The following is a 22,078-nucleotide window of genomic DNA, read 5'->3' on the forward strand; positions in this document are numbered from 1 at the left end:
GCTTTCCCCGAGTCAGACGGTGTTCAGGCCATCGGCGCGAGCTCCGCGAATCTCTGCAAAGGCGGCAGTGCCCGCGAGAGTACTGACGGCGTCCCACATGCGGATGGCATCACGTCCGCGAGGGATGGCCGTGAGGACCGGGCCGAAGAACGCCCTACCGCCGGTGTGGACCATGGGGGTTCCTCCTTCGCCGCCGGAAGGCTCGACTGCCGCTCGAGTACGCGCTCTCAGGTCGTCGTCCCAGGTGGGGTCCTCGGCCGCCTCTGCAAGAACTGCGGGCAACTCCAACTCGGCAAGCGTCGTGGCCAGATTTGTCGCATTCTCACGCATTCCGTCGACGTGGCGACGCTTGCCAAATGTCGAGTAAAAGCGTTGCCACATATTCGCGGCCGGCGAGGCAAGCAGCGCGGCCGCGACCCGGGCCGGACGCCACGCCTGGTCGTTGTAGTCGCGGTACCAGTCATCCAACTCGCGGTTTTCATTGACGCAGGCCAAGCTCATCAACTCGATTCGAAGCCGAAGCGGTGACCGGCGACTGACTTCAAGCAGCCATCCGGCCGTGATCCACGCAAATGGGCACTGCGGATCGACGAAGACAATTGCCTGCGATTCTTGAATAATTTCCATGGAAACGATATTATTTTCCACGGAAACTAATTGTCAAGGAAAGAGGCACGCTTCATGAGCGGCAGTTCGAACCAACCGGCAGCGGATGCCGTCGCCGGCATGGCCGATGAGTGGAAGCACGTGCTGCCCGATCTCGATACCCGGCCCCTGCTTGTCCTCGGCCGATTGCAACGCATCGTGGCCCGCAGCGACGCATCGTTGCGGCCCGCCTTCGCCGCCGCCGGGTTGGGCGCCGGAGACTTCGACGTTCTTGCCGCGCTACGTCGCCGGGACCCCGCGGGGCCGGTGCCGGCCGGCGATCTTGCGGAGGCGATGCTCGTCACCCCGGGCGCGGCCACAAAGCGCGTCGACCGGCTGGCCGCGGCCGGGCTCGTGACACGCGAGGCGTCCGAGTCCGACCGGCGCGGCCGCAGTATCGCGTTGACCGGTCGAGGACGAACGCTCACCGATCGCCTCATGAACGAGCACATGGCCAATGAAGCGACGGTCATCGCCGCACTCGATGACGCCGAACAAGACCAGCTCGCCGGCCTGCTCGCCCGAATCCTGAATCACATCGAAGCCGACAACGGCCAGGAAGGAATCTGACAATGGGAGCACGGTTCGAGGAATTCATGCGCGAGCGGGAAGCGGCATCGGGCGACTACATTCGCGGCGATGCGACAGCACTGGAATCCCTCCTTACCAAGCGGGATCCTGCCACATTCATGTCCCCCGGCGGAGACGTGGCAGTCGGAGCGAGCGAGGCGGCACGAGCGCAAATTGCCGGCGCAGCGTCATTCGGGCCGGCAAGCACCGGACATTTCGAAGTACTCGGTCACGGTGCCAGCGGCGACCTCGCATACTGGACGGGGCGGCAGATCGCCACGATGGACATCAAAGGCCGGGAGCTCCCCGTGCCGATGGTGCTGCGCACGACCGAGATCTTCCGCTTTGAAAACGACGAATGGAAACTCGTCCACCGGCACGCCGATATGCCCTAGCGCAGCGTCGAGCCCGATTTCACCCAAACCGACACATGACTCGTGCTCTCTTCGGTCAGTTCCGACCGATCCCAGCCGGACCAACGATGTTTCAGCTTCATTCCGGCAATACGGGCCATCAAGTCCATCTCGGCCGGCCATGCGAAGCGGAACGGAATCCGTCGAAACGACCCGGAACCGTCGGCCGACACGCTCACATGGTTCGAGGTGAACCTCTGCGTCACCACATCGTACTGATCAAACCCCACGTATCCACCGCCTTCCCGGCCCGGCAACACGGAGAACGGAACGGTGTTTTGCCCCGGCGGGAGTCGTCGTAGATCGGGTAGGCCGTCCTCGATCAGAAAGAACCCGCCCGGGCGCAAGTGCGCGGATGCGTTGCAAAAGGCGGCTACTTGCTCGTCCTGCGTCGTGAGGTTGCTGATCGTATTGAACACCAGATAGACGAGAGAGAACTCACCTGCCACCCGAGTGGTTGTCATGTCCCCGATCGCGACGTCCACCGCATTGCCACCGGGTTTCTCGACGACCCGGGGTGCCATCGCCCGGCTGAGTTCAATTCCCTTGACCTCGACCCCGCGGGCTGCCAGCGGAGCCGCTATCCGTCCCGTCCCTACTGCGAACTCCAGCACCGGGCCGTTGCCGGCGAGACCGGACAGCAATTCGACAACCGGCTCGATCACGTCCGGCGCGTTGGCGCCGCCGGGAAGGTCGTAATCCGCTGCGACGCTTTCCGGGAACCACTCGTCGGCCGGATCGTCCTTCCGCTGTTGTGACTCGAGATTATCCCGTTCAATGCCATCGGCTTCCATGTGTCCGGACACTACGCTGATCGGAATTGTCGCCGCACTGTTTTTCACGATGCCCGAAACGAGGACGAACGTGTCGACGCAGTGGTCTACTCGACTCATGCGGCCACGCCGAGCATTCCGTCCAATGAGGACATCATCATCGCCCAACGGTTGTGTAATCGATTTCTTACGGATAGCCTGAACGCACACGACAGCTGCCCGGGTGCCGCAAGGAGGAAGCATGCCATTGGACGATTCCAAGCAGACGCGCGCTCGGGTGCCTGCCGTCTTGGGAGTCGACATCGGCACGTCCAGCTCCAAGGCAGTTCTTGTCGGCCTCGATGGCCGAATCTTGGGTACCGAGGTAGCCGAGCATGACGTCTCCCGGCCCCATCCGGGCTGGGTCGAGATGGACGGAGAGCTCTGGTGGCACGAATTCGTCCGTCTGGCCGGTAAGCTCACCGCGTCGTCCGACGCCGAAATCGTCGCGATCGGAGTCAGCGGCATGGGCCCGTGCGTATTGCTGACCGATGCCGATGCACACCCCGTGCGCCCTGCAATCCTCTACGGAGTCGATACGCGCGCGACAAGCCAAATAGACGCCATGAACCGCACCTACGGCGCCGATCGGATAGCAGCTGCTTGCGGATCGGCCCTTTCCAGCCAAGCCGCAGGGCCCAAGATCGCCTGGGTCGCCGACAATGACCCGGATGCGTTCGCCCGTGCGCGCAGGCTCTTCATGCCGAGCTCATTCCTGGCCCACAAGCTCACCGGCGCATACGTGCTCGACCACCATTCGGCATCCCAGTCGACCCCGATGTACGACACCGATTCATTGACCTGGCTGCAGCCGTGGGCAAGCGAGATAGCCGGTCCCGTCGAACTACCCGAGCTGGTATGGCCGGGCGACGTCGCGGGTGTCGTCACGGCGGCCGCGGCCGCGGAGACCGGCCTGCATGCCGGAATCCCCGTCATCGCCGGCACCATCGACGCGTGGAGCGAAGCCGTCAGCGTCGACGGACAAAACCCCGGCGACCTCCTGCTCATGTACGGCACCACCATGTTCCTGGTGCACACCTTGCAAAGCAAGATCACCGCACCGACCCTGTGGGGCACCGTCGGCGCTTTCAAAGGCACCCGCAATCTCGCCGGCGGCATGGCGACGTCCGGCGCCATCACCTCCTGGCTGAACGAATTGTTCGGCTCCCCCGGCTACGCCTCGCTGCTGGCCGATGCCGAGAGCTCCGGGCCCGGAGCACGCGGGCTGCTCATGTTGCCGTACTTCGCCGGCGAGCGCACTCCCATCCAGGACCCGGATGCCCGCGGCGTCATCGCCGGCTTGACGCTCAGCCACGGCCGCGGGGATGTCTACCGGGCCGCACTCGAGGCGACGGCCTTCGGCGTCCGACACAACATCGAGACGATGGAACAAGCAGGGGCCGGCATCGAACGGATAGTCGCTGCCGGCGGCGGTACACAGGGCGGGATTTGGACGCAGATAGTCTCCGACGTCACTGGCCGGCCGCAGTTGATCCGCGAAAAGACCATCGGCGCGAGCTTTGGCGCCGCGTTCCTGGCCGCCCGAACGCAAGCGGACGTCGTGATGGACGACTGGAATCCGATCTCCCACGTCCAAGAGCCCGAACCGGCCGCTGTGCGCGTCTACGACGGCCTGTACGACGCCTATCGCCGGCTGTACCCGGCGACTGCCGACATCATGCACGAACTGGCCGGCTTCCCGGAACGTACCGACCGGCCCTCTCCACGGAACAGGAGCACTCAATGAGTTACACATTCCCGCCGAGCCCGCAGGTTTCGAAAGCCGAACCCGGCGCCGTCTACACGGTGGCAAGCGGAGATCTGCGGCCGGCCGCCAACGTCAAGTGCTGGCCCACGCAAGCGAAGCTTGAAGACGATCTGTCCCGCGCCGTGACGGGCCTGGGGTATTCGGTGGTCCGCGCCCACCCGGTCGACTCGGAAAAGGGCCACGGCTTCATCGACTCCCAGCGCGCCGGTATCGAGATATTCAAACACATCCCGCCGGATGCCCCGCTGATCGTCGTCGAAGCGGTCTGGCAATACAGCCACCACGTGCTGCCGGGCCTACGCACCCACCGGGGGCCGATCCTTGTCGTGGCCAATTGGGCGGGCGAATTCCCCGGCCTCGTCGGACTGTTGAATCTCACCGGGTCGATGACCAAGGCAGGTGTCGACTACTCGGCCCTGTGGAGCAAAGAATTCACCGACGAGTGGGCCCTCGACAAGCTCGAGGACTGGCTGGGCAATGGACGGATCACGCACGACGCTTCGCACGTGCGCGATCTTCCCGCTTTGGACGGCACATCCGAAGAGGTCGAACTGGGCCGCGCACTTGCCGTGCAATTGCGGGACGAAAAAGCGATCATCGGCGTCTTCGATGAAGGCTGCATGGGCATGTACAACGCCATCTTCGACGACGAACTTCTCAATCCGCTGGGCATTTACAAGGAACGACTGTCGCAAAGCGCTCTTGTCGCCGAGATGAACCGGGTGACCGACGACGAAGCCGCTGCTGCGCGCACATGGCTCGACGAAGCCGGCCTGATCTTCCACTTCGGACAGGACGAGAAGACCGACCTCACGCCGGCGCAAGTGCACAGCCAGATGAAAATGTACATCGCGGCGCTGCGCATATCCGACGATTTCGGGCTGGACGCCGTCGGCATCCAGTACCAGCAAGGACTCAAGGACACGGTACCGGCGTCCGATCTGGCCGAAGGGCTGCTCAACAACGTCGCCCGTCCGCCTGCGTTCTCGCGCGACGGCTCCCGTGAACTGTTCGCCGGCCGGCCGCTTCCCCACTTCAACGAGGTCGACGAGGGCGTGGCCGTCGATGCGCTCGTGACGAACCGGGTGTGGACGGCGATGGGGCTCGACCCTGCCACTACCTTGCACGATATCCGGTGGGGCGAGGAATACGACGGCGAATTCGTCTGGGTCTTCGAGATCTCCGGCTCGGTGCCGGCCAGCCACAACGGCGGCTACGACAAGACCTACAGCATGCGGCAGCCTCCCATGTTCTTCCCGCTCGGCGGCGGCACCCTCAGCGGTTGCTCCAAACCGGGGCAGATCGTGTGGTCGCGCGTGTTCATCATGGGCGGCGAATTGCACGTCGACATCGGCCGCGGACACGTTGCCGACCTCCCGGCCGCCGAGACCCGGCGCCGCTTGGATGCGACCGACCCGCAGTGGCCGATCATGCACGCCGTCTTGCACGGCGTTTCGCGCAATCAGCTGATGGGCCGCCACCGGGCCAATCACGCGCAAGTCGTGTACGCACCGGACGGGGCGACGGCGGATAAGGCGCTCACGGCGAAGGCCGCGCTCTTCGACGCCCTCGGCCTGCACGTGCACCTGTGCGGCGACGTCGCCCTTTAGCTCGAAAGGACTCCTCATGCTCCCCACCGGCATCGCAGTGCTTCGCGACATCGAGACCAGGTCGATCAGCCCCGAGAACTTCGACGGCGCGAAAGCCGGCGGCGGCCGTGCCACCGAAGGCACCGGCGCGGCCCCGGCCGCCGACTTGGGCACCGGATGGAAGGTCTCCCCCAGCGTCGACATCCCCGCGTCGTCCACGTTCGAGATGGCGTCGATCGCCGGTCCGGCCAAGATCACCCACATCTGGCTCACCACCCACCGCAACAACTGGCGTTCCCTGGTGTTGCGGGCGTATTGGAACGGCGCCGAGCAGCCGGCAATCGAAGTGCCGCTTGGCGATTTCTTCGCCAACGGGTGGGGCACCTTCGCCCAGGTCGGCTCGGCGATGGTTGCCGCGAATCCGCACGGCGGGTTCAACAGCTATTGGCCCATGCCGTTCACCGGATCGGCCCGACTGACAATTGAAAACCTCGCCGACAGCGTTGCCACGCTCTATTACCAGGTGACGTACGACCAGGGGGCGCCGATCGCCGAGGAGGCAGCGGCGTCCGGAGTCCTGCACGCGCAGTTCCGGCGCTCGAACCCGTTGCCGGACAAGGAGACCCACCCGATAGTCACGGGCGTGACGGGCCGCGGACAGTACGTTGGCACGTATATGGCGTGGGGCGTGAACTCGCCGGGTTGGTGGGGCGAAGGAGAGATCAAGTTCTACTTGGACGGCGATCGGGAGTACCCGACGATTTGCGGCACCGGCACCGAGGACTACTTTGGCGGCGCCTGGAATTTCGACGTACCGGGCACCGGATATACCGAATTCAGCACTCCGTACCTCGGAATGCCGCAGGTCTTGCGCCCGGACGGCCTCTACAACTCGCAACAGCGATTCGGCATGTACAGGTGGCACGTCCCCGACCCCATCCGGTTCCACGAGGATCTCACCGTCGACATCCAGGCGCTCGGGTGGAAACCGGGCCACCGGTACAACCCGTTGCACGACGACATCGCGTCCACGGCGTTCTTCTACCTCGACCGGGACACCGCGCGCCGTCCCGATTTTCCGGGCGCCGATTTTTTACTCACGGCGGGTGAGCCGATGGACCCGCTGACCTGATCACCGACCCGCTTCAGGAGGATCACATGCATGCGTGGCCGCACGTCCGCCAGTTCGCCGGCGACGCACTCGCCGCCGTCAAAATGCCTGTCGGCGGTATCGGCACCGGCTGCATCAGTGTGGGCGGTCGCGGCCAGCTGGTCGACTGGGAGTTGTTCAATCGCCCGGGCGTCGGCTTCAACCCTGCCGCGTTCTTCGCCGTCGACCTGCGCTCGTCGTCGCTGCACGCCACCCGGGTGCTGGAAAGCGAACTCGGGCCGGCCGAGCGCTCCGGTCCGGGCGGATCCGAGGCCACCATGCACGGCCTACCACGGTTCCGCCGCAGCACGTTTGCCCACGCCTACCCGCTCGGCCAGGTGCACCTCACCGACCCGGACCTGCCCGTGACCGCGGACTTGCACGTGTTCAATCCGCTCGTCCCGGGCGATGCCGATGCCAGCGGTGCACCGGCGCTGAGCTACCGGGCGGACATCACGAACACCGGTGACGCCGAACTGGCGGTCTCGGTGTGCGCGAACATGCAAAATGTCGCCGGTGCCGCCACGGGCAAGCAAATCCGCGCGGGAGGAGCGTTTCGACTGGTTGAAGCGGACGGCGTGACGACGTTGCTCGGTTCCCACTCGACTTCCGACGCGCCCGGCGAATCGGACGGGACCGTCGGGCTCAGCGTGCTCGGCGACGTACCGGCGTCACACCGACTGAACTGGGCCAAACGGACGTGGGGCGATTCACTCCTCGAGTTCTGGGACGATTTCACGGAAGACGGCCGGGTGACGGAGCCGGACGTCGGAGCCGACACCCCGACCGGCACCCTGACGGTCGGCAAGCGAATTGCACCGGGCGAGACTGTCTCGTTCCGATTCCTCATCACCTGGCATTTCCCGCATCGGCGAGCGTGGACCCACGCGTTCGATTCCTACGGGCTCGGCCCCTATTCCGATGATTTCATCGGTAACCACTACTGCGGCATGGACTCGGACGCCGCCGCCGTCGCCGCACGGCTCGCGCCCCGCCTGGCCGGCGACGAGCAGCGAACCATCGAGTTCGTTCGGAAAGTAGCCGATGCGCTGCCGGCCTCCGTCGCGGACGCCGCGCTTGCCAATCTCGCCGTTTTGAAGTCCCCTACCTGCTTTCGCACTGCCGACGGCCGGTTTTACGCGTGGGAAGGATGCTGGCCGCACGAGGGCAGCTGCCACGGCAGTTGCACGCACGTATGGAACTACCAGTACGCCCTCGAACGACTCTTCCCCGAACTCGCCTGGAGCATGCGCCGTACCGAGTTCGTCGATTCGCTCGACGAACGCGGCATGATGAGCTTTCGCACCGGCCTTCCCGCCGAGAAGTACGCCAATGCGTGGCCGACCGGGGCGGCCGACGGTCAGATGGGTGCGATAGTGCGGATGCACCGACTGTGGAAGATCACCGGCGACGACGCGCGGCTGGCCGAGCTGTGGCCGGGAGTGCGCAGCGCCTTGGAATTCGCGTGGATCCCGGGAGGCTGGGACGCCGACAAGGACGGCCTGATGGAAGGCTGCCAACACAACACCATGGACGTCGAGTACTACGGCCCGTCCGGTGTGATCCAGTCCTGGTATCTTGCCGCTCTTGCGGCCGGCACGGAGATGGCTCGGGCGCTCGGCTGCGACGATTTCGCCGACGACTGCGAGCGCGTGCTGACAAGCGGGGCGCGCCTGACCGACAGTGAACTGTTCAATGGGGACTATTACCGGCAGCGGGTGATCCCGGCCGGTACGGATAAGAACATCGCCGACGGACTGCGGATCCGGTACCCCGATCCGGATGCCGACGTCGGCTCCGAAGACCTCGAATCACCGGACTTGCAGATCGCCGGCGGATGCACGGCCGATCAGCTCGTGGGTCACGCCATGGCCGCCCTTGGCGGACTCGACACCCGTCTGGACCCGGCCCGCGTCCGGACGGCCATGGGAAGCGTCTACCGGTTCAACCACCGGGACGATTTTCACGGGCATTTCAATCACATGCGCACCTTCGCGGCCGGCGACGAGGCGGGCCTGTTGGTCTGCACGTTCCCCTACGGCGATAGGCCGGCCAGGCCGCTGCCGTACTGCAACGAGGTGTGGACCGGTCTGGAGTATTCGGCAGCCATCGGGCTGATCCTTGCCGGACGACGAGACGAGGGACTCCGAGTCGTGGCGGACGTCCGGAGCCGTTACGACGGCCGGGCGCGCAACCCTTTCGACGAAGTCGAATGCGGTAGCCACTACGTGCGCTCGATGGCGTCGTGGGGCGTTGCCGAGGCGCTCGGCCTATTTGCTTCCTGACGTCTTCAACGAATCCACCAGCCACCGCTGTCCGAGCAAGAACACGACGACGGTGGGGACGGCCGCCAGTAGCGCGCCGGCCAGGATATATCCCCAGGACGACGAGTACTGCCCCTGCAGGCTGGAAATGCCCAGCTGGATGACCCATAGCTTGGGATCCTGGGTGATTGCCAACGGCCAAATGAACGAGTTCCAATTCGCCAGGAAGAACAAGACGCCAAGGGACGCAAGAATCGGGCGGCTGAGCGGCAGAATGACGTTCCAGTACAACCGCGGATACCCGCAGCCGTCCAATTCCGCTGCCTCTTCGAGCTCGCGCGGAATATTCAGGTAGTACTGGCGCAGCAAGAAGATGCCGAATGCGTTGAAGATGGCCGGCACGATGAGTCCGCCGTACGTGTCGACGAGGCCGAGCCATTTGATGATCAAGAACAAGGGGACCAGGATCACCGGCATCGAGACCAGCATTGTGGAAAGGATCATGGTGAAGCCAAGATCTCGGCCGGGAAACCTGAGCCTGGCCAGTGCGTACGCGGCCATCGAATGGAACAGGAGCGCCACGACGGTGACGCTGACCGACACGATCGCACTGTTGAGCAGGTACCGCGGAAACGGGATCTCGGTGAGCACGTAGACGAAGTTGTGCACCGTGAGCGGCGTGAAGATCTTGCCGGAGAAGACATCGCCGGAATCGCGGAACGCGCCAAGCGCGAGCCAAGCGACCGGGAACATTGTGATCAGCGCGATGGCCCACGCCACCAGGGCTCGTACTATCATCGAGCGCCGCCCGACTTCGGCATTCCGGCGCCGTGCCGGACGCACCCGAGCCGGGGTCGTCTGCGGCTTAGTCAGCGTCGGCATTGAATCGTCCGCCTCTCGTCACGTAAAGCAGCACCGCCGTCACAATGACAAGGAAGATCACCGTCACGGCCGTCAGGGCGGCGGCATAGCCGTAATCGCCGAAATTGAATGCCTGCTGGTAGATGTAGAACACTATCGTCGACGTGGCATTCGCCGGCCCGCCCTTTGTCAGCACGTAGACGAGGTCGAAAGCCTGGACACCGGTGACGGCCGCGACCAGCGATGTCACGAGCACGAAGAAGCTGGTGGGTGCCAGGAGCGGCCATGTGACTGTCCAGAACCGGCGCCACGCCCCCGCGCCGTCAATGCGCGCCGCATCGAGATATTCGGGCGGGATATCGGTCAACCCGCCCAAGAACAAGAACATCTGGTAGCCCATCGTGAACCACACGCTCACGACGATGAGGGTGCCAAGGGCCAGGCTCGGCGTGCCGAGCCATGACACGTCGCCAAGACCGATGAGTCCGCCGAGCTGTGTCAGCACGCCGCGTTTGTCGACAAGCATGAATTGCCACAGCACTCCGATGACCACCAGGCTGAGCACGTTCGGCAGAAACAGGATGGCCCGAACCGCCCCGACCCCGGGAAATTTGTCCTTCACCAACACGGCCAGTCCCAGCGCAAGGAAGAACGTCACGGGAACGAACCCGAGCACGAAAAGCGCTGTGACCCGCACGCTGCGCCAAAACAGGTCGTCCGCGACCATGTGCTCGAAATTCGCCATCCCGACGAACCGGAAATTTCCAAACCCGTCGGCCGAGAACATCGACACGATGAGGGCCAGCACCATCGGGATCCCGACGAACGCGATGAGGCCGACGGCGTCGGGCAGCAGGAACAGGATGCCGGCTCGCGCCTCCCGCCGGCGCCGGCGCGCACTGAGTTGGCCGCGCCCGGTGCGAAGTGCCACTAGAGGATCGGTGCTCCCTTATAGGATTTCAGGAAGTTGTCGATGTTCGCCGCCGCCGTCTTTGCTGCTTTGACGGAGTCCTCGCCGCTGAGCTGGACGTTCTGGATGGCGTTCGAAATCGCCTTGATCATTTTGGGCGGATACCGCGGCTCGCTTTGGCCGGTCGGGGCGATCTCATGCGCAAAGAACTTCATGTTCGGATCGTCAAAGGCTCCCCGGGCGTCCGCTGCCTTTTGCACCGAAGCACGCACCGGGATGTTCGACTTCGCTCCCGTGTTCCACGTGCGACCGCGTTCGATGCTGCCCTTGTCCATCGAGCCCAGCGCCCACGCGATGAACTCCGCGGCGGCGTCCGGGTTTCCGCCTTTCGCATTTGCGCAAAAAGCCCACCCGCCCATGATCGTCGTGGGCTTGCCGCCCGGAGGGGTCGGGAGCGGAAAGATGCCGTAGTCGAAGTCCGGGTTCTTGTCCTTCAAATCGGCAATGCTCCAAATGCCGGTCTCCTGCATGGCGCAATATCCGCTCGCCAGGTTGGCCGGCGCGTCGTTGCTGCCGGTGCCGAGCGCCTTTTTGGGGGCCACCCCGGTCTTGACCGAGTCGCCCCACAGTTTCAAGGCCGCACGTACCGGATCGGAGTCGAAGGTTCCCTTGTTGTTCTTGTCGACCGGTGCTCCGCCGCCTTGCCACATGTACGGATACCACGTGAAATTCTGATACACGCTCGGCTCCGGTTCGAACAGCATTCCAAACCGCTTTTTCGTCGTCAGTTGCTTCGCCACGTCAAGCAGTTCGTCCCATGTCCGCGGTTCGTGTTTGATGCCTTCGCGGTCAAAGAGCTTCTTGGAGTAATAGATGGCCAGCGGCTCGCTCTCCATGGGGACGGCAAAGATCTTGTCGTCGACTTTGCGCGTGTCGAGCGTCCCGGGCAGGAAATCGTCGATGACTTCCTTCTTCAGACTCGGCGTCAGGTCCTTCAGGACGCCGCCGTTGTAATAGCGCAGAAAGTCGCCCGGGCTCAAAAGGAAAATGTCCGGGCCGCTGCCCGCCGCAAACGAGCTTTGCAGCGTATTGCCGGAAACGTAGTCCTTGTTGGCGATATACCGTAGCTTGACCTTGACGTCGTGGCTGTCGTTCCAGTCCGACGCCATTTTGACGAACCACTTACTCGCCGGGTTCTTGTCCGGTGCCGGGCCGTAGAAGTTCCAGAACGTCAGTTCTTTTGCACTGCCGCCGCCACTGCTTCCGCCACAGGACGCCAACAACGGAGTGACCGCTCCGACAGCTGCCGCTCCGGCTCCCAGGCGAAGGAATCCGCGCCTGTCGAGCCCGTCCGGCCGTGCCGCGACTTGCTGGTTGTCAGACTCGATCACTTTGCCCCCAATGATTGCGGCCGCCTCGTCCGCACCGTGCGGAAAGAGCCTTCGGTATTCGACCACCACACTCTCGGTAATCGATTACCGTCCATAGAACCACGTCGGTATGGACCCGTCAAGGGTGTACGGCGCTACGATTGCAGGCAGCTTTCCCTGAACGGAAAATGAGTGAAAACCCCGGACGACGATTGGAGTGAGCGTGGTCAAGATCGGCGATGTCGCTGCAGCGGCCGACGTATCCGTGGCGACGGTGTCACGCACTTTGAACAACAACTCCACCGTCGACCCGGCTCTTGCCGAACGGGTGCGGGCGGCCGCGGAGTCCCTGGGTTACCGCCCGAACGCCGTCGCGCGAAATCTTCGCCGCCGCCGGACATCCGTATGGGCGCTTGTCATCACCGACATCGAAAACCCCTTCTACACGGCCGTGGCACGCGGCGTGGAGGATGCCGCCCGCAGCAACGGATACTCGGTGCTGCTTTGCAATTCCGATGAGGACCAGGAGCGGGAGGCCCGCTACTTGCAAGTCGCGGCCGGCGAGCATGTCGCCGGCCTCATTTTGGCGCCGCGCAATGCGTCGACGGACGTCTCCGAGCTTCGTGCCGCGGGGATCCCGGTTGTCGTTGTCGATCGCTCGTGCGGCGCCGAACTCGACACGGTTCGCACCAAGTCGTCCGAGGGGGCGAGGATCGCTACCGAGCATTTACTGGCTGAAGGCTGGCGTCGTCCGGCATGCATTACCGGCCCCGCGGACGCCGAGACTGCCGAGGCCAGACATGCCGGCTCCGTGCTCGCCGTGGACGCGCACGGCACCGACGATCTCACGCGGCATGTTTCCTACGACAGCGAGGGCGGGAGGGCCGCCGCGGCTGATTTGCTTGATTCCGACGCGCGGCCCGATGCGTTCTTTGTGGCCAATTCGATGTTGGCACTCGGCGTTCTCGGCGAGCTGCGACGCCGGGCACTGCGGGTCGGCTCGGACGTCGGGCTTGTCATGTTCGACGACGCGCCGTGGGCTCGGCTGCTCGATCCCGCGATCTCGGTGGTGTCGCAATCGGCGTACGAGATGGGCGGCCGCGCCGGCGAGTTGCTGCTCGATCGGCTGAGCGGCTCGGGCCCGGCCGAGCCTCGCAACGAATACCTGCCGGCCACGTTGATAGTGCGCGAGAGCTCGCGCCGCTAGAGGATTTTCAACATCCGGGTGTTGCCGAGCGTATTGGGTTTCACGCGCGCCAGGTCGAGGAATTCCGCAACGCCTTCGTCGTGCGAGCGCAGCAGTTCGGCGTACACGTCGGGCTCCACCGGGGCTCCATCGATCGGCGTAAAGCCGAGCCCCGTGAAAAAGCTCACCTCAAACGTCAGGCAAAACACTCGGCGCACGCCGAGATCGGCCGCATCGGCCAGCAGGGATTCAATCAGCCGGCGGCCGATCCCGCGGCCGCGCCACCGTGCGTCAGTGGCAACGGTGCGCACTTCGGCCAGATCCTCCCACAACACGTGCAGGGCGCCGCACGCGACGGTTTCCCCGCCGCCGTTTCCGGCCACCGCGCGCGTAGGGCCGGCCGTGACGATTTTGAATTCTTGTAGGCCTTCGAAATACGACACAGCGTCCTTACCGAGCAGAATCCGATCTTCGGCAAGCGGCTCGACAAGCCGGCGGATCGTTTTGACATCGGACGTGCGTGCCCGGCGTACTTCGAATTCGATGCCGTCCGGGCCCGCCGCGTTGTCGGCCCGGGCGGCGCCCTCACCTGCGCTCTGCGGCCTTCTTGGCGAGTGGCCGGAATCGATGAAGTCGTGCGGGCGGTGGCCGGCGGGTTGAGACATCATAGATGAATTTTCGCACCACGGGCCGCGGCGCCCCCGCCGCGGCCCGTGGATCGAGTGTGCTTGTTTCGGTTACTCCTCGTCGGATGCTCCCGTGACCGAAGCGACCTCCGGCAGCTCCGGCTTGCTTTCGCCGCGGAACGTGAACACGGCGTCGTCTCCTTCGCCTTCGACGTCGACCAGGATGATTTGCCCGGAGTTGAGCTCCCCGTAAAGGATCTTCTCCGAGATCTGATCCTCGACCTCGCGTTGGATGGTCCTACGCAACGGCCGGGCGCCGAGCACCGGGTCGTATCCGCGAGTGGCAAGAATCCTCTTGGCCGCGCTGGTGAGCTCGATCCCCATGTCCTTGTCGTGCAACCGTTCATCGAGCCGGGCCACGAACAGATCGACGATTTGCACGATCTCTTCCTGACTGAGCTGCGGGAACACGATGGTGTCGTCGACACGGTTCAAGAACTCGGGACGGAAGTGCTGCTTGAGCTCGTCGTTGACGCGACGCTTCATCCGGTCGTAGTCGGTCTTGTGATCGCCTTCGATTTGGAAGCCCATCTGCTGGCCCTTCGAGATGTCCCGAGTGCCGAGGTTGGTGGTCATGATGATCACGGTGTTCTTGAAATCGACGAGCCGGCCTTGCGAGTCCGTCAGATGCCCGTCTTCAAGAATCTGCAGCAACGAGTTGAAGATGTCCGCGTGGGCCTTCTCCACTTCGTCGAACAGGACGACGGAGAACGGCTTGCGGCGGACCTTCTCGGTCAGCTGGCCGCCCTCTTCGTATCCGACGTAGCCGGGAGGCGAACCGAACAACCGCGAGACGGTGTGCTTTTCGCTGAACTCGCTCATATCGAGTTGAATCAACGAATCCTCGTCACCGAACAAGAACTCGGCAAGCGCCTTGGCCAGCTCAGTCTTGCCGACACCGGTCGGCCCGGCAAAGATGAACGATCCACCCGGGCGCTTCGGATCCTTCAGGCCCGCACGGGTGCGTCGGATCGCCTGCGACAGCGCCTTGACGGCGTCGTCCTGGCCGATGATGCGCTTGTGCAGTTCGTCTTCCATCCGCAGCAGCCTGGAGGATTCCTCTTCCGTGAGCTTGAAGATCGGGATGCCCGTCGCGTTCGCCAGAACCTCGGCGATCAATTCCTCGTCGACCTCGGCGATGACGTCCATATCGCCGGCCTTCCATTGCCGCTCACGTTCGGACTTCTCCTCGATGAGCTGCTTTTCCTTATCGCGCAGGCCTGCGGCTTTTTCGAAGTCCTGGCCGTCGATAGCGGCTTCCTTCTCACGCCTGGCGTGGGCGATCTTCTCGTCGAACTCCTTCATCTCGGGCGGGGCGCTGAGCCGGCGGATGCGCAGCCGGGCTCCGGCCTCGTCGATCAAATCGATCGCCTTGTCCGGCAGGTACCTGTCGTTGATGTACCGGTCGGCCAGATTGGCCGCCGAGGTCAACGCGCCGTCGGTGATCGTCACGCGGTGGTGCGCCTCATACCTGTCGCGCAGACCCTTCAAGATCTCAATGGTGTGCGCCAGCGAGGGCTCGGGAACCTGGATCGGCTGGAAGCGCCGCTCAAGAGCCGCGTCCTTTTCGATGTACTTGCGGTACTCGTCAATGGTGGTGGCGCCAATGGTCTGCAATTCGCCGCGCGCCAGCATCGGCTTCAAGATCGATGCCGCGTCGATTGCGCCTTCGGCGGCGCCCGCGCCGACGAGCGTGTGAATCTCATCAATGAACAAGATGATGTCGCCGCGGGTGCGGATCTCCTTGAGCACCTTCTTCAAGCGCTCTTCGAAATCGCCGCGGTAGCGCGAGCCTGCCACGAGCGACCCCAGGTCGAGCGTGTACAGCTGCTTGTCCCGGAGCATCTCCGGTACTTCGCCGCGCACGATGGCTTGAGCAAGCCCTTCGACGACGGCGGTCTTGCCGACTCCCGGCTCGCCGATCAGCACCGGGTTGTTCTTGGTGCGACGCGAGAGCACCTGCATGACGCGCTCCATTTGGCCTTCGCGCCCTATCACGGGATCGAGCTTGCGTTCGCGTGCGGCTGCCGTGAGATTGCGTCCGAACTGATCGAGGACCAGCGATCCGGACGGCTGTCCCTCGGTGGCTCCGCCGGCGTTCGCCGGCTCCTTGCCCTGATACCCCTGCAGCAACTGAATGACCTGCTGACGTACCCGGGTCAGATCGGCGCCGAGCTTGACCAGAACCTGGGCCGCGACGCCTTCGCCTTCACGGATCAGGCCGAGCAGGACGTGCTCGGTGCCGATGTAGTTGTGGCCGAGCTGCAACGCCTCGCGCAAGCTCAGCTCGAGCACCTTCTTGGCACGCGGCGTGAACGGGATATGACCGCTCGGCGCCTGCTGGCCCTGACCGATGATCTCCTGCACCTGCTCGCGAACGGCATCAAGAGAGATGCCGAGCGATTCAAGCGACTTGGCCGCAACGCCCTCACCTTCATGGATGAGACCAAGCAGAATGTGCTCGGTGCCGATGTAGTTGTGGTTGAGCATCCTGGCTTCTTCTTGAGCCAGAACAACGACACGACGCGCACGGTCGGTAAATCGTTCGAACATGGGCACTTCCTTCACTCCTCGCCATCACACCGGTAAGGCCGATGTCGCTTACTGCCCTCTTGCTTACTTCGATGCTATCGACCCAAACGGGGCCGGCGCTCCAGTTTCGCCATCAGCGTGAGAGATTCTTCCCGCCGACGATCGGCCGGAAGGCTGCTGACATTGAAGACATCTATGTCAACCATGACCGGCCGCCCGCCTGTTCCGAAAATGTGTTCGCTGCACGCGAAAGGCGGGCGACTCGAAGAGCCGCCCGCCTTTATCGCTGAATTACCGCAAATTCATTTACCGCTTGGCTGCGCGGAATGCCTCCACGATCTCGGTCGGAATTCGGCCCCGATCGCCAATGTTATGGCCGTTCTGCTTTGCCCATTCGCGGATTTCTCCGGTTTCCTTCCGGGCAGCCGACGAGCCGCTGCTCTTTCCGCGGCGAGCCGGCTTATCGGCTGCTACCCGGCGAGCTTTCGCAATCCACGGCGCCATGGTTTCGCGCAGCGCATCCGCATTCTTCGTCGACAGATCGATTTCATAGGTTCCGCGATCAAGTGAAAAGCGAACCGTCTCGGTCGCGTCGCCGCCATCGAAATCGTCAATCAAGATGACCTGGACTTTTTGTGCCATTAGAGGCTATCCCCCAGAGCTATTGGAATTCTGCTAGTCGGTTGACGTCTTTGATAATACGCGCCAAAGAAGTGCCGGCAAAATCAATGATTCTCAAGTAGCGTTACCGGGTGTTTTGATGACTCTCGTTATTTATGTCATCGTGAGCGTGCTCTTTCCGTTCCAACTTGGCCAATTCCGCACGCTCGCGTCGATCGGCCAAAATGATCGCCCGCATTGCGACATAGAAAATCGCCGCTACGCCGACCGTCGGAAATATTACCGCTACGTACTGCACGACTCGATTCTACCGCCGCCGGGGCGTACGAGACTATTCGGGTTTGACCAGCGGGAACATGATCGTCTCACGCACTCCGAGGCCGGTCAGCGCCATCAGGAGCCTGTCGATCCCCATCCCCATGCCGCCGGTCGGCGGCATACCCTGCTCCATGGCAGTCAGGAAGTCCTCGTCCAGCGCCATCGCCTCGACGTCGCCGGCTTTCCCGGCCTTGGCCTGCTCCACCAGGCGGGCGCGCTGAATTACCGGATCGACGAGTTCGGAATAGCCGGTCGCCAATTCAAAGCCGCGGACGTAGAGATCCCACTTCTCCACGACGCCCGGCGTCGACCTGTGGTCGCGAACCAGCGGCGAGGTCTCCACCGGGAAATCGCACACGAACGTGGGCTCGTACAAATCGTGTCCGACGAAGTGCTCCCACAGCTCTTCCACGAGCTTGCCGTGAGTGACGTGCCCGGCCGGAAGCGGGACGTCGTGCTTTCCGGCAAGGTCCCGCAGTTCGTCGATCGACGTTTCCGGTGTCACAGCGATTCCCACGGCATCGGAGAGCGAACCGTACATTTCGATTCGCCGCCATTTTCCGCTCAAATCGTATTCGGTGCCGTCGGTAAGCGTCGGCGTCAAAGTGCCCAGCGCATCGCGTGCCGCATTTTGCACGAGTGTCTGCGTCAAATCGGCGATCGAGTGATAATCGCCGTATGACTCGTATGCCTCCAGCATGGCGAACTCGGGCGAATGGGTCGAATCCGCGCCTTCGTTTCTGAAGTTGCGGTTTATCTCGAAGACCCTGTCAATGCCGCCGACGACTGCACGCTTGAGAAACAATTCAGGGGCAATTCTCAGGTAAAGGTCAATATCGTATGCATTCATATGCGTGACGAACGGTCGGGCTGCGGCCCCGCCATGCAAAGTCTGCAGCATCGGCGTTTCCACTTCGAGAAATCCCCGAGAATCGAATGTGGATCTCAGGCTTTTCATCACTGCTGAGCGCGTGCGCACCGCCGCCCGCGCTTCGTCGCGCACAATCAAGTCGATATACCGACGGCGGACCCTGCCTTCGTCGGATAATTCATTATGCAAGGTCGGAAGCGGGCGCAGCGCCTTTGACGTCAATTGCCAGGAATCGGCGAGAACCGACAGCTCACCTCGTTTGGAGGAAATAACGCGTCCGTGCACCAGCACGTGGTCGCCGAGGTCGATGTCGTCCTTCCATGCCTGCAGCGAATCGGCGCCGACCTCGGCAAGACTCAGCATGGCTTGCAACCGCGTTCCGTCGCCGGCCTGCAGAGTGGCAAAGCACAATTTGCCGGTGTTGCGCCCGAAGACGACCCGGCCGGTCACGCCGACGACGTCGTCGGTTTCCTGGCCGGCTTCAAGATCGCCGTGCGCTTGTCGTACCTGCGCCAGCGAATGCGTGCGCTGCACGCTCACCGGGTAAGCTTCCCGGCCGGCGGCGATCAGGCGGTCGCGCTTTTCCCGGCGGATGCGCAGTTGTTCGGGCATTTCGAGATCAGTTGATTCAGGCACGAGTCCTAGGCTACCGGTCGGTGCCCTGCTGAAGAATCCCGAGGAGCCGCTCACCGGTCTCGGCATCGATCATTCCGGCCGCCAATGCCCGGTCGGCGGTCTGTCTGGACAAGAATCGGTACGTCTGCAGCAGCTCTTCGCTGCCGGTGGCCTGCGCATGTTCGTCGAGCGCGGCCAGATGTGCCGCAACTGTGCCCGAGTCGCCGCGGGCCACCGGCCCGGTCAAGGCCTCTTGGCCGCGATCGAGCGCGTTGTCGATGGTGGCGTGCAGCAACGGTCCAAGCACTGCAGCCGGGTCGGAGACGCCGATCGAGGTCAGCAACTCGGCCGCGCCGGCAATGATCGTGACCGTGTGGTTGGATGCGTGTGCGATAGCCGCATGGTAGGCGGCCCTGTCGGCTTCGGCGATGACGACGGGCTCGGCTCCCATTTCAACGACGAGCGCCTGCGCGACGGGCAGGACGGGCGCTGGCGCCGTGACGCCGAACACCGTATCGGCAAGACGCGCAATATCGAGACTGGTGCCCGTGAAGGTCATGGCCGGGTGCAACGCCAACGGTATGGCTCCGGCCGTCGCCGCCGGACGCAGCACACCGGCACCGTACCGACCCGAACAGTGGGCCACGAGTTGGCCCGGTTGCCATGCACCGGTCTCGGCCAGGCCGGCCACCAGCGGTCCCAACACGTCGTCCGGCACGGCCAGCAAGACGAGCTCGGCACGCTCGACGACGGCCGGAATGTCGAGCACCGGTACCCCGGGCAGCAGCGTTTCGGCCCGTTCCAGGCTGGCGTCACTTGTTGCGCTGACCCCGACGACCGAATGACCGGCCGCGCGAAGTGCGCTGCCCAGCACGGCGCCGACCTTGCCGGCCCCGATGATGCCGACGCCGAGCCGACCCGGACGCTCGGCGCTCACGTCGTCCCTCCCGCGGTCCGGCGGCGCATCCATTGTTCCGGGCCGGCCGTCCCGCGCGCTCCCCTGGCGCGTTCGGCCTGCGCATCGATGAACGCGGTCGCGACGTCGGTGGCCAGATGTTTGATGACCGGCGAGACGGGGCCGCTCGTCGTGTCGAACGTGACGGTCGCCAGCGTGAACGAGCGCTGCGCCGGTCCTTGCCGCAGGTGCAGGCTTTGGGTCTTGGCGTGCGGCACCCACGTCGCTGCGCGGTTGATCCGGCCGGTCCGCACGGCGACAGCCGTTTCGGTGACGAAGTAGGCGGTGCGCGTATACGACAGCGGATCGAGCCACCGGGCCCGCAGCGGCACCGGCACCATGTCGCCGTCGTCGCGCCGGCCGGACATCAGCGCCGTCACCAGCGCGCCGGCGTCGTCCACGCCCGGCTCCGGAAGGGCCAGGCTCATCACGGCCATGAGGTCGGCCCTGCTGCCGACCGGCAACAGTACTCCGCGGGCCATACCTTGCTGATCGGACAGCGATGCCAGATTGACGCTGACACGCCACCATCCCGGCAAGCGCCACAAGAACGGTTGCGAAAAACCGATTGCTTGGATGCGGCCGGGCGGTACGGTTTGCGCGTTGGTCTCCAAGAGGCCGCTGCGGATCCGGATGCCGTCCGGAGAGGCGGCGATGGAGAAGTTCGACTCGGTCGCGAATCGCTTCCAGATGGCCGCCGCCGCTCCGATGCCCACCGGGATGACGCTTGTCAGGATCGCCGGCTCCCCCGTGACGATCGTGATGACGATCAGCGCGAGGACGACGGCCGGCAGGATGATCCCCCAGAATGTCAGGAATTGCGCTCCGAGGATTTTCAGCGGCGATACGCTGAGCAGTTCGTTTTCGGGGGCACGCGGAGCTGCAGCGCCTTCCTCCACGTCGATCCCCGCGGCGCCGGCCAAGAGGGAGGCGCGGAGTTCCTCGGCCACGGACAGCGACAGATAGGACAGCACCACCCGGGAGTCCTTGCCGCCGGCGACTTCGAACTTCAGCTGCGCCAATCCGAATATTCTGGCCAGCAACGGCTGGGCGACGTCGATCGATTGAACCCTGTCGAGCCGGGCCTGACGCTGCTGTTTGAAGAACACGCCCTGTTCGATGTGCACTGCCTCGCGGGTGGCCCGGTAGCGCATGTGCCGCCACGACACGTACAGCCAGAGGCCGGCCACGGCAACGATGACGACGATTCCGCCGATCACCGCGATGGGAAGCCAGGTGATACCGGAGGTGAAGAGCCAGCCGACCCCTCTGTCGTCCTGCCCCGCGTTTTCGGCCATCGATCGGACGCCGGCCACGATGATGACCGCAAAGATGCCCCAGCTGCGCAGCAACGGCGTCGCACGATGCACGTGCCGCCAGCCGTCGTCCGCCGCCCGGTCCCTGTCGTCGGTCACAGTCCCGCCAGACGTGCCTCGCCGCGCGAGGCCAACTGTTCGCGAAGCCGCGCGGCTTCGGCCGCCGGAAGCCCCGGAATGGATGCGTCAGTGGCAGCGGAAGCCGTGTGCAGCTTGACATCGGCGATACCCAGTTTGCGGGCGATCGGACCCGCGGCAATGTCCACGTATTGCATGCGGCCGTACGGTACGACGACCAGCCGGCGGAACATGATGCCGCGTTTGATCAGCAGGTCTTCGTGTCGCTCGGCGTATCCGATTGCGCGGACCTGCCGCGGAATGAGCCACAGCAGCCAGACGAGCAGGACGGCGAACACGCCGACTCCGATCCACAGATACGCCGTGACGGTCAGCGCCAGCACCAGGCAAACCAGCAACGGGATTCCGGTCGAGATGGTTTCGGTGATGACGCGGACCTTCGTCAGCGCGGGCGACACTCCGATCCAGGTCAGGCCGGGCGGGCTCAGCGGGTCGCCGGCTTCCGGCGCCGGGCCGGCGGCGGGGTCGTGGTCGGGGATCGGCGGGAT

At 64.1% G+C, this 22,078-nt stretch carries 19 protein-coding genes; 7 read left to right on the top strand and 12 right to left on the bottom strand.

The annotated features are described in order from the left end of the window. Positions 1–12: 12 nt before the first annotated feature. Positions 13–627: a mycothiol-dependent nitroreductase Rv2466c family protein gene (locus BJY26_RS18590; RefSeq protein ID WP_179429642.1), complete on the bottom strand. Its 615-nt coding sequence runs from the start codon at positions 625–627 to the stop codon at positions 13–15. Positions 628–681: 54 nt separating this feature from the next. Here BJY26_RS18590 and BJY26_RS18595 point away from each other — a divergent pair, with 54 nt between their 5' ends. Both BJY26_RS18595 and BJY26_RS18600 read left to right on the top strand, forming a co-directional pair. Next, positions 682–1,215 (top strand): MarR family winged helix-turn-helix transcriptional regulator, encoded by a 534-nt coding sequence (locus BJY26_RS18595; RefSeq protein ID WP_179429643.1) that lies wholly within the window; start codon positions 682–684, stop codon positions 1,213–1,215. Between the two features lie 2 nt (positions 1,216–1,217). After that, complete coding sequence (locus tag BJY26_RS18600) at positions 1,218–1,610, top strand: YybH family protein (RefSeq protein ID WP_179429644.1); 393 nt, start codon at positions 1,218–1,220, stop codon at positions 1,608–1,610. Here the strand turns inward: BJY26_RS18600 and BJY26_RS18605 are convergent. After that, positions 1,607–2,521, bottom strand: coding sequence for a methyltransferase domain-containing protein (locus BJY26_RS18605; protein WP_237248888.1), 915 nt, complete (start codon positions 2,519–2,521; stop codon positions 1,607–1,609). The genes BJY26_RS18600 and BJY26_RS18605 overlap by 4 nt on opposite strands. A gap of 121 nt (positions 2,522–2,642) precedes the next feature. On the opposite strand from BJY26_RS18605, the gene BJY26_RS18610 reads away from it, so the two are divergent. From BJY26_RS18610 to BJY26_RS18625, 4 genes are read left to right on the top strand one after another with little or no spacing between them, the layout of a single operon-like run. Further along, on the top strand, positions 2,643–4,187 hold the full coding sequence (locus tag BJY26_RS18610; RefSeq protein ID WP_179429645.1) for an FGGY-family carbohydrate kinase: 1,545 nt from the start codon (positions 2,643–2,645) through the stop codon (positions 4,185–4,187). Continuing rightward, positions 4,184–5,818 (top strand): fucose isomerase, encoded by a 1,635-nt coding sequence (locus BJY26_RS18615; RefSeq protein ID WP_179429646.1) that lies wholly within the window; start codon positions 4,184–4,186, stop codon positions 5,816–5,818. Before BJY26_RS18610 ends, BJY26_RS18615 begins: the two co-directional genes overlap by 4 nt. Before the next feature lie 16 nt (positions 5,819–5,834). Then, the gene (locus BJY26_RS18620) at positions 5,835–6,929 is read left to right on the top strand and encodes a glycoside hydrolase family 172 protein (protein WP_179429647.1); all 1,095 of its coding nucleotides are present in this window, start codon (positions 5,835–5,837) and stop codon (positions 6,927–6,929) included. Between the two features lie 26 nt (positions 6,930–6,955). Continuing rightward, on the top strand, positions 6,956–9,232 hold the full coding sequence (locus BJY26_RS18625) for a GH116 family glycosyl-hydrolase (protein WP_179429648.1): 2,277 nt from the start codon (positions 6,956–6,958) through the stop codon (positions 9,230–9,232). On the opposite strand, the gene BJY26_RS18630 is transcribed toward BJY26_RS18625, so the two are convergent. From BJY26_RS18630 to BJY26_RS18640, 3 genes are read right to left on the bottom strand one after another with little or no spacing between them, the layout of a single operon-like run. After that, positions 9,218–10,093: a carbohydrate ABC transporter permease gene (locus BJY26_RS18630; RefSeq protein WP_218852498.1), complete on the bottom strand. Its 876-nt coding sequence runs from the start codon at positions 10,091–10,093 to the stop codon at positions 9,218–9,220. The genes BJY26_RS18625 and BJY26_RS18630 overlap by 15 nt on opposite strands. Beyond that, positions 10,077–11,003, bottom strand: a complete 927-nt coding sequence (locus tag BJY26_RS18635) for a carbohydrate ABC transporter permease (RefSeq protein WP_179429649.1) — start codon at positions 11,001–11,003, stop codon at positions 10,077–10,079. The genes BJY26_RS18630 and BJY26_RS18635 overlap by 17 nt, the downstream gene beginning before the upstream one ends. Beyond that, the gene (locus BJY26_RS18640) at positions 11,003–12,439 is read right to left on the bottom strand and encodes an extracellular solute-binding protein (protein ID WP_218852500.1); all 1,437 of its coding nucleotides are present in this window, start codon (positions 12,437–12,439) and stop codon (positions 11,003–11,005) included. The genes BJY26_RS18635 and BJY26_RS18640 overlap by 1 nt, the downstream gene beginning before the upstream one ends. 136 nt (positions 12,440–12,575) lie before the next feature. Between BJY26_RS18640 and BJY26_RS18645 the strand changes: the two genes are divergently transcribed. Beyond that, the gene (locus tag BJY26_RS18645) at positions 12,576–13,559 is read left to right on the top strand and encodes a LacI family DNA-binding transcriptional regulator (RefSeq protein WP_179429650.1); all 984 of its coding nucleotides are present in this window, start codon (positions 12,576–12,578) and stop codon (positions 13,557–13,559) included. Here BJY26_RS18645 and BJY26_RS18650 read toward each other — a convergent pair. From BJY26_RS18650 to BJY26_RS18680, 7 genes are all read right to left on the bottom strand, one after another. Next, entirely contained in the window at positions 13,556–14,206 is a 651-nt protein-coding gene (locus tag BJY26_RS18650; protein WP_237248886.1) for an amino-acid N-acetyltransferase, read from the bottom strand. The two genes, BJY26_RS18645 and BJY26_RS18650, sit on opposite strands and share 4 nt — an antisense overlap. 69 nt (positions 14,207–14,275) lie before the next feature. Next, positions 14,276–16,777: an ATP-dependent Clp protease ATP-binding subunit gene (locus tag BJY26_RS18655; protein WP_179429651.1), complete on the bottom strand. Its 2,502-nt coding sequence runs from the start codon at positions 16,775–16,777 to the stop codon at positions 14,276–14,278. 285 nt (positions 16,778–17,062) lie between these two features. Continuing rightward, positions 17,063–17,398, bottom strand: a complete 336-nt coding sequence (locus BJY26_RS18660) for a histone-like nucleoid-structuring protein Lsr2 (RefSeq protein WP_179429652.1) — start codon at positions 17,396–17,398, stop codon at positions 17,063–17,065. A gap of 310 nt (positions 17,399–17,708) precedes the next feature. Then, positions 17,709–19,178, bottom strand: coding sequence for a lysine--tRNA ligase (gene lysS, locus BJY26_RS18665; protein WP_237248893.1), 1,470 nt, complete (start codon positions 19,176–19,178; stop codon positions 17,709–17,711). Between the two features lie 34 nt (positions 19,179–19,212). Further along, on the bottom strand, positions 19,213–20,151 hold the full coding sequence (locus tag BJY26_RS18670; protein WP_179429654.1) for a Rossmann-like and DUF2520 domain-containing protein: 939 nt from the start codon (positions 20,149–20,151) through the stop codon (positions 19,213–19,215). Beyond that, on the bottom strand, positions 20,115–21,551 hold the full coding sequence (locus BJY26_RS18675; protein ID WP_179429655.1) for a PH domain-containing protein: 1,437 nt from the start codon (positions 21,549–21,551) through the stop codon (positions 20,115–20,117). Before BJY26_RS18675 ends, BJY26_RS18670 begins: the two co-directional genes overlap by 37 nt. Continuing rightward, the gene (locus BJY26_RS18680; protein ID WP_237248892.1) at positions 21,548–22,078 is read right to left on the bottom strand and encodes a PH domain-containing protein; all 531 of its coding nucleotides are present in this window, start codon (positions 22,076–22,078) and stop codon (positions 21,548–21,550) included. Before BJY26_RS18680 ends, BJY26_RS18675 begins: the two co-directional genes overlap by 4 nt.

Source organism: Spelaeicoccus albus, assembly GCF_013409065.1.
Classification (GTDB): Bacteria; Actinomycetota; Actinomycetes; order Actinomycetales; family Brevibacteriaceae; genus Spelaeicoccus; species Spelaeicoccus albus.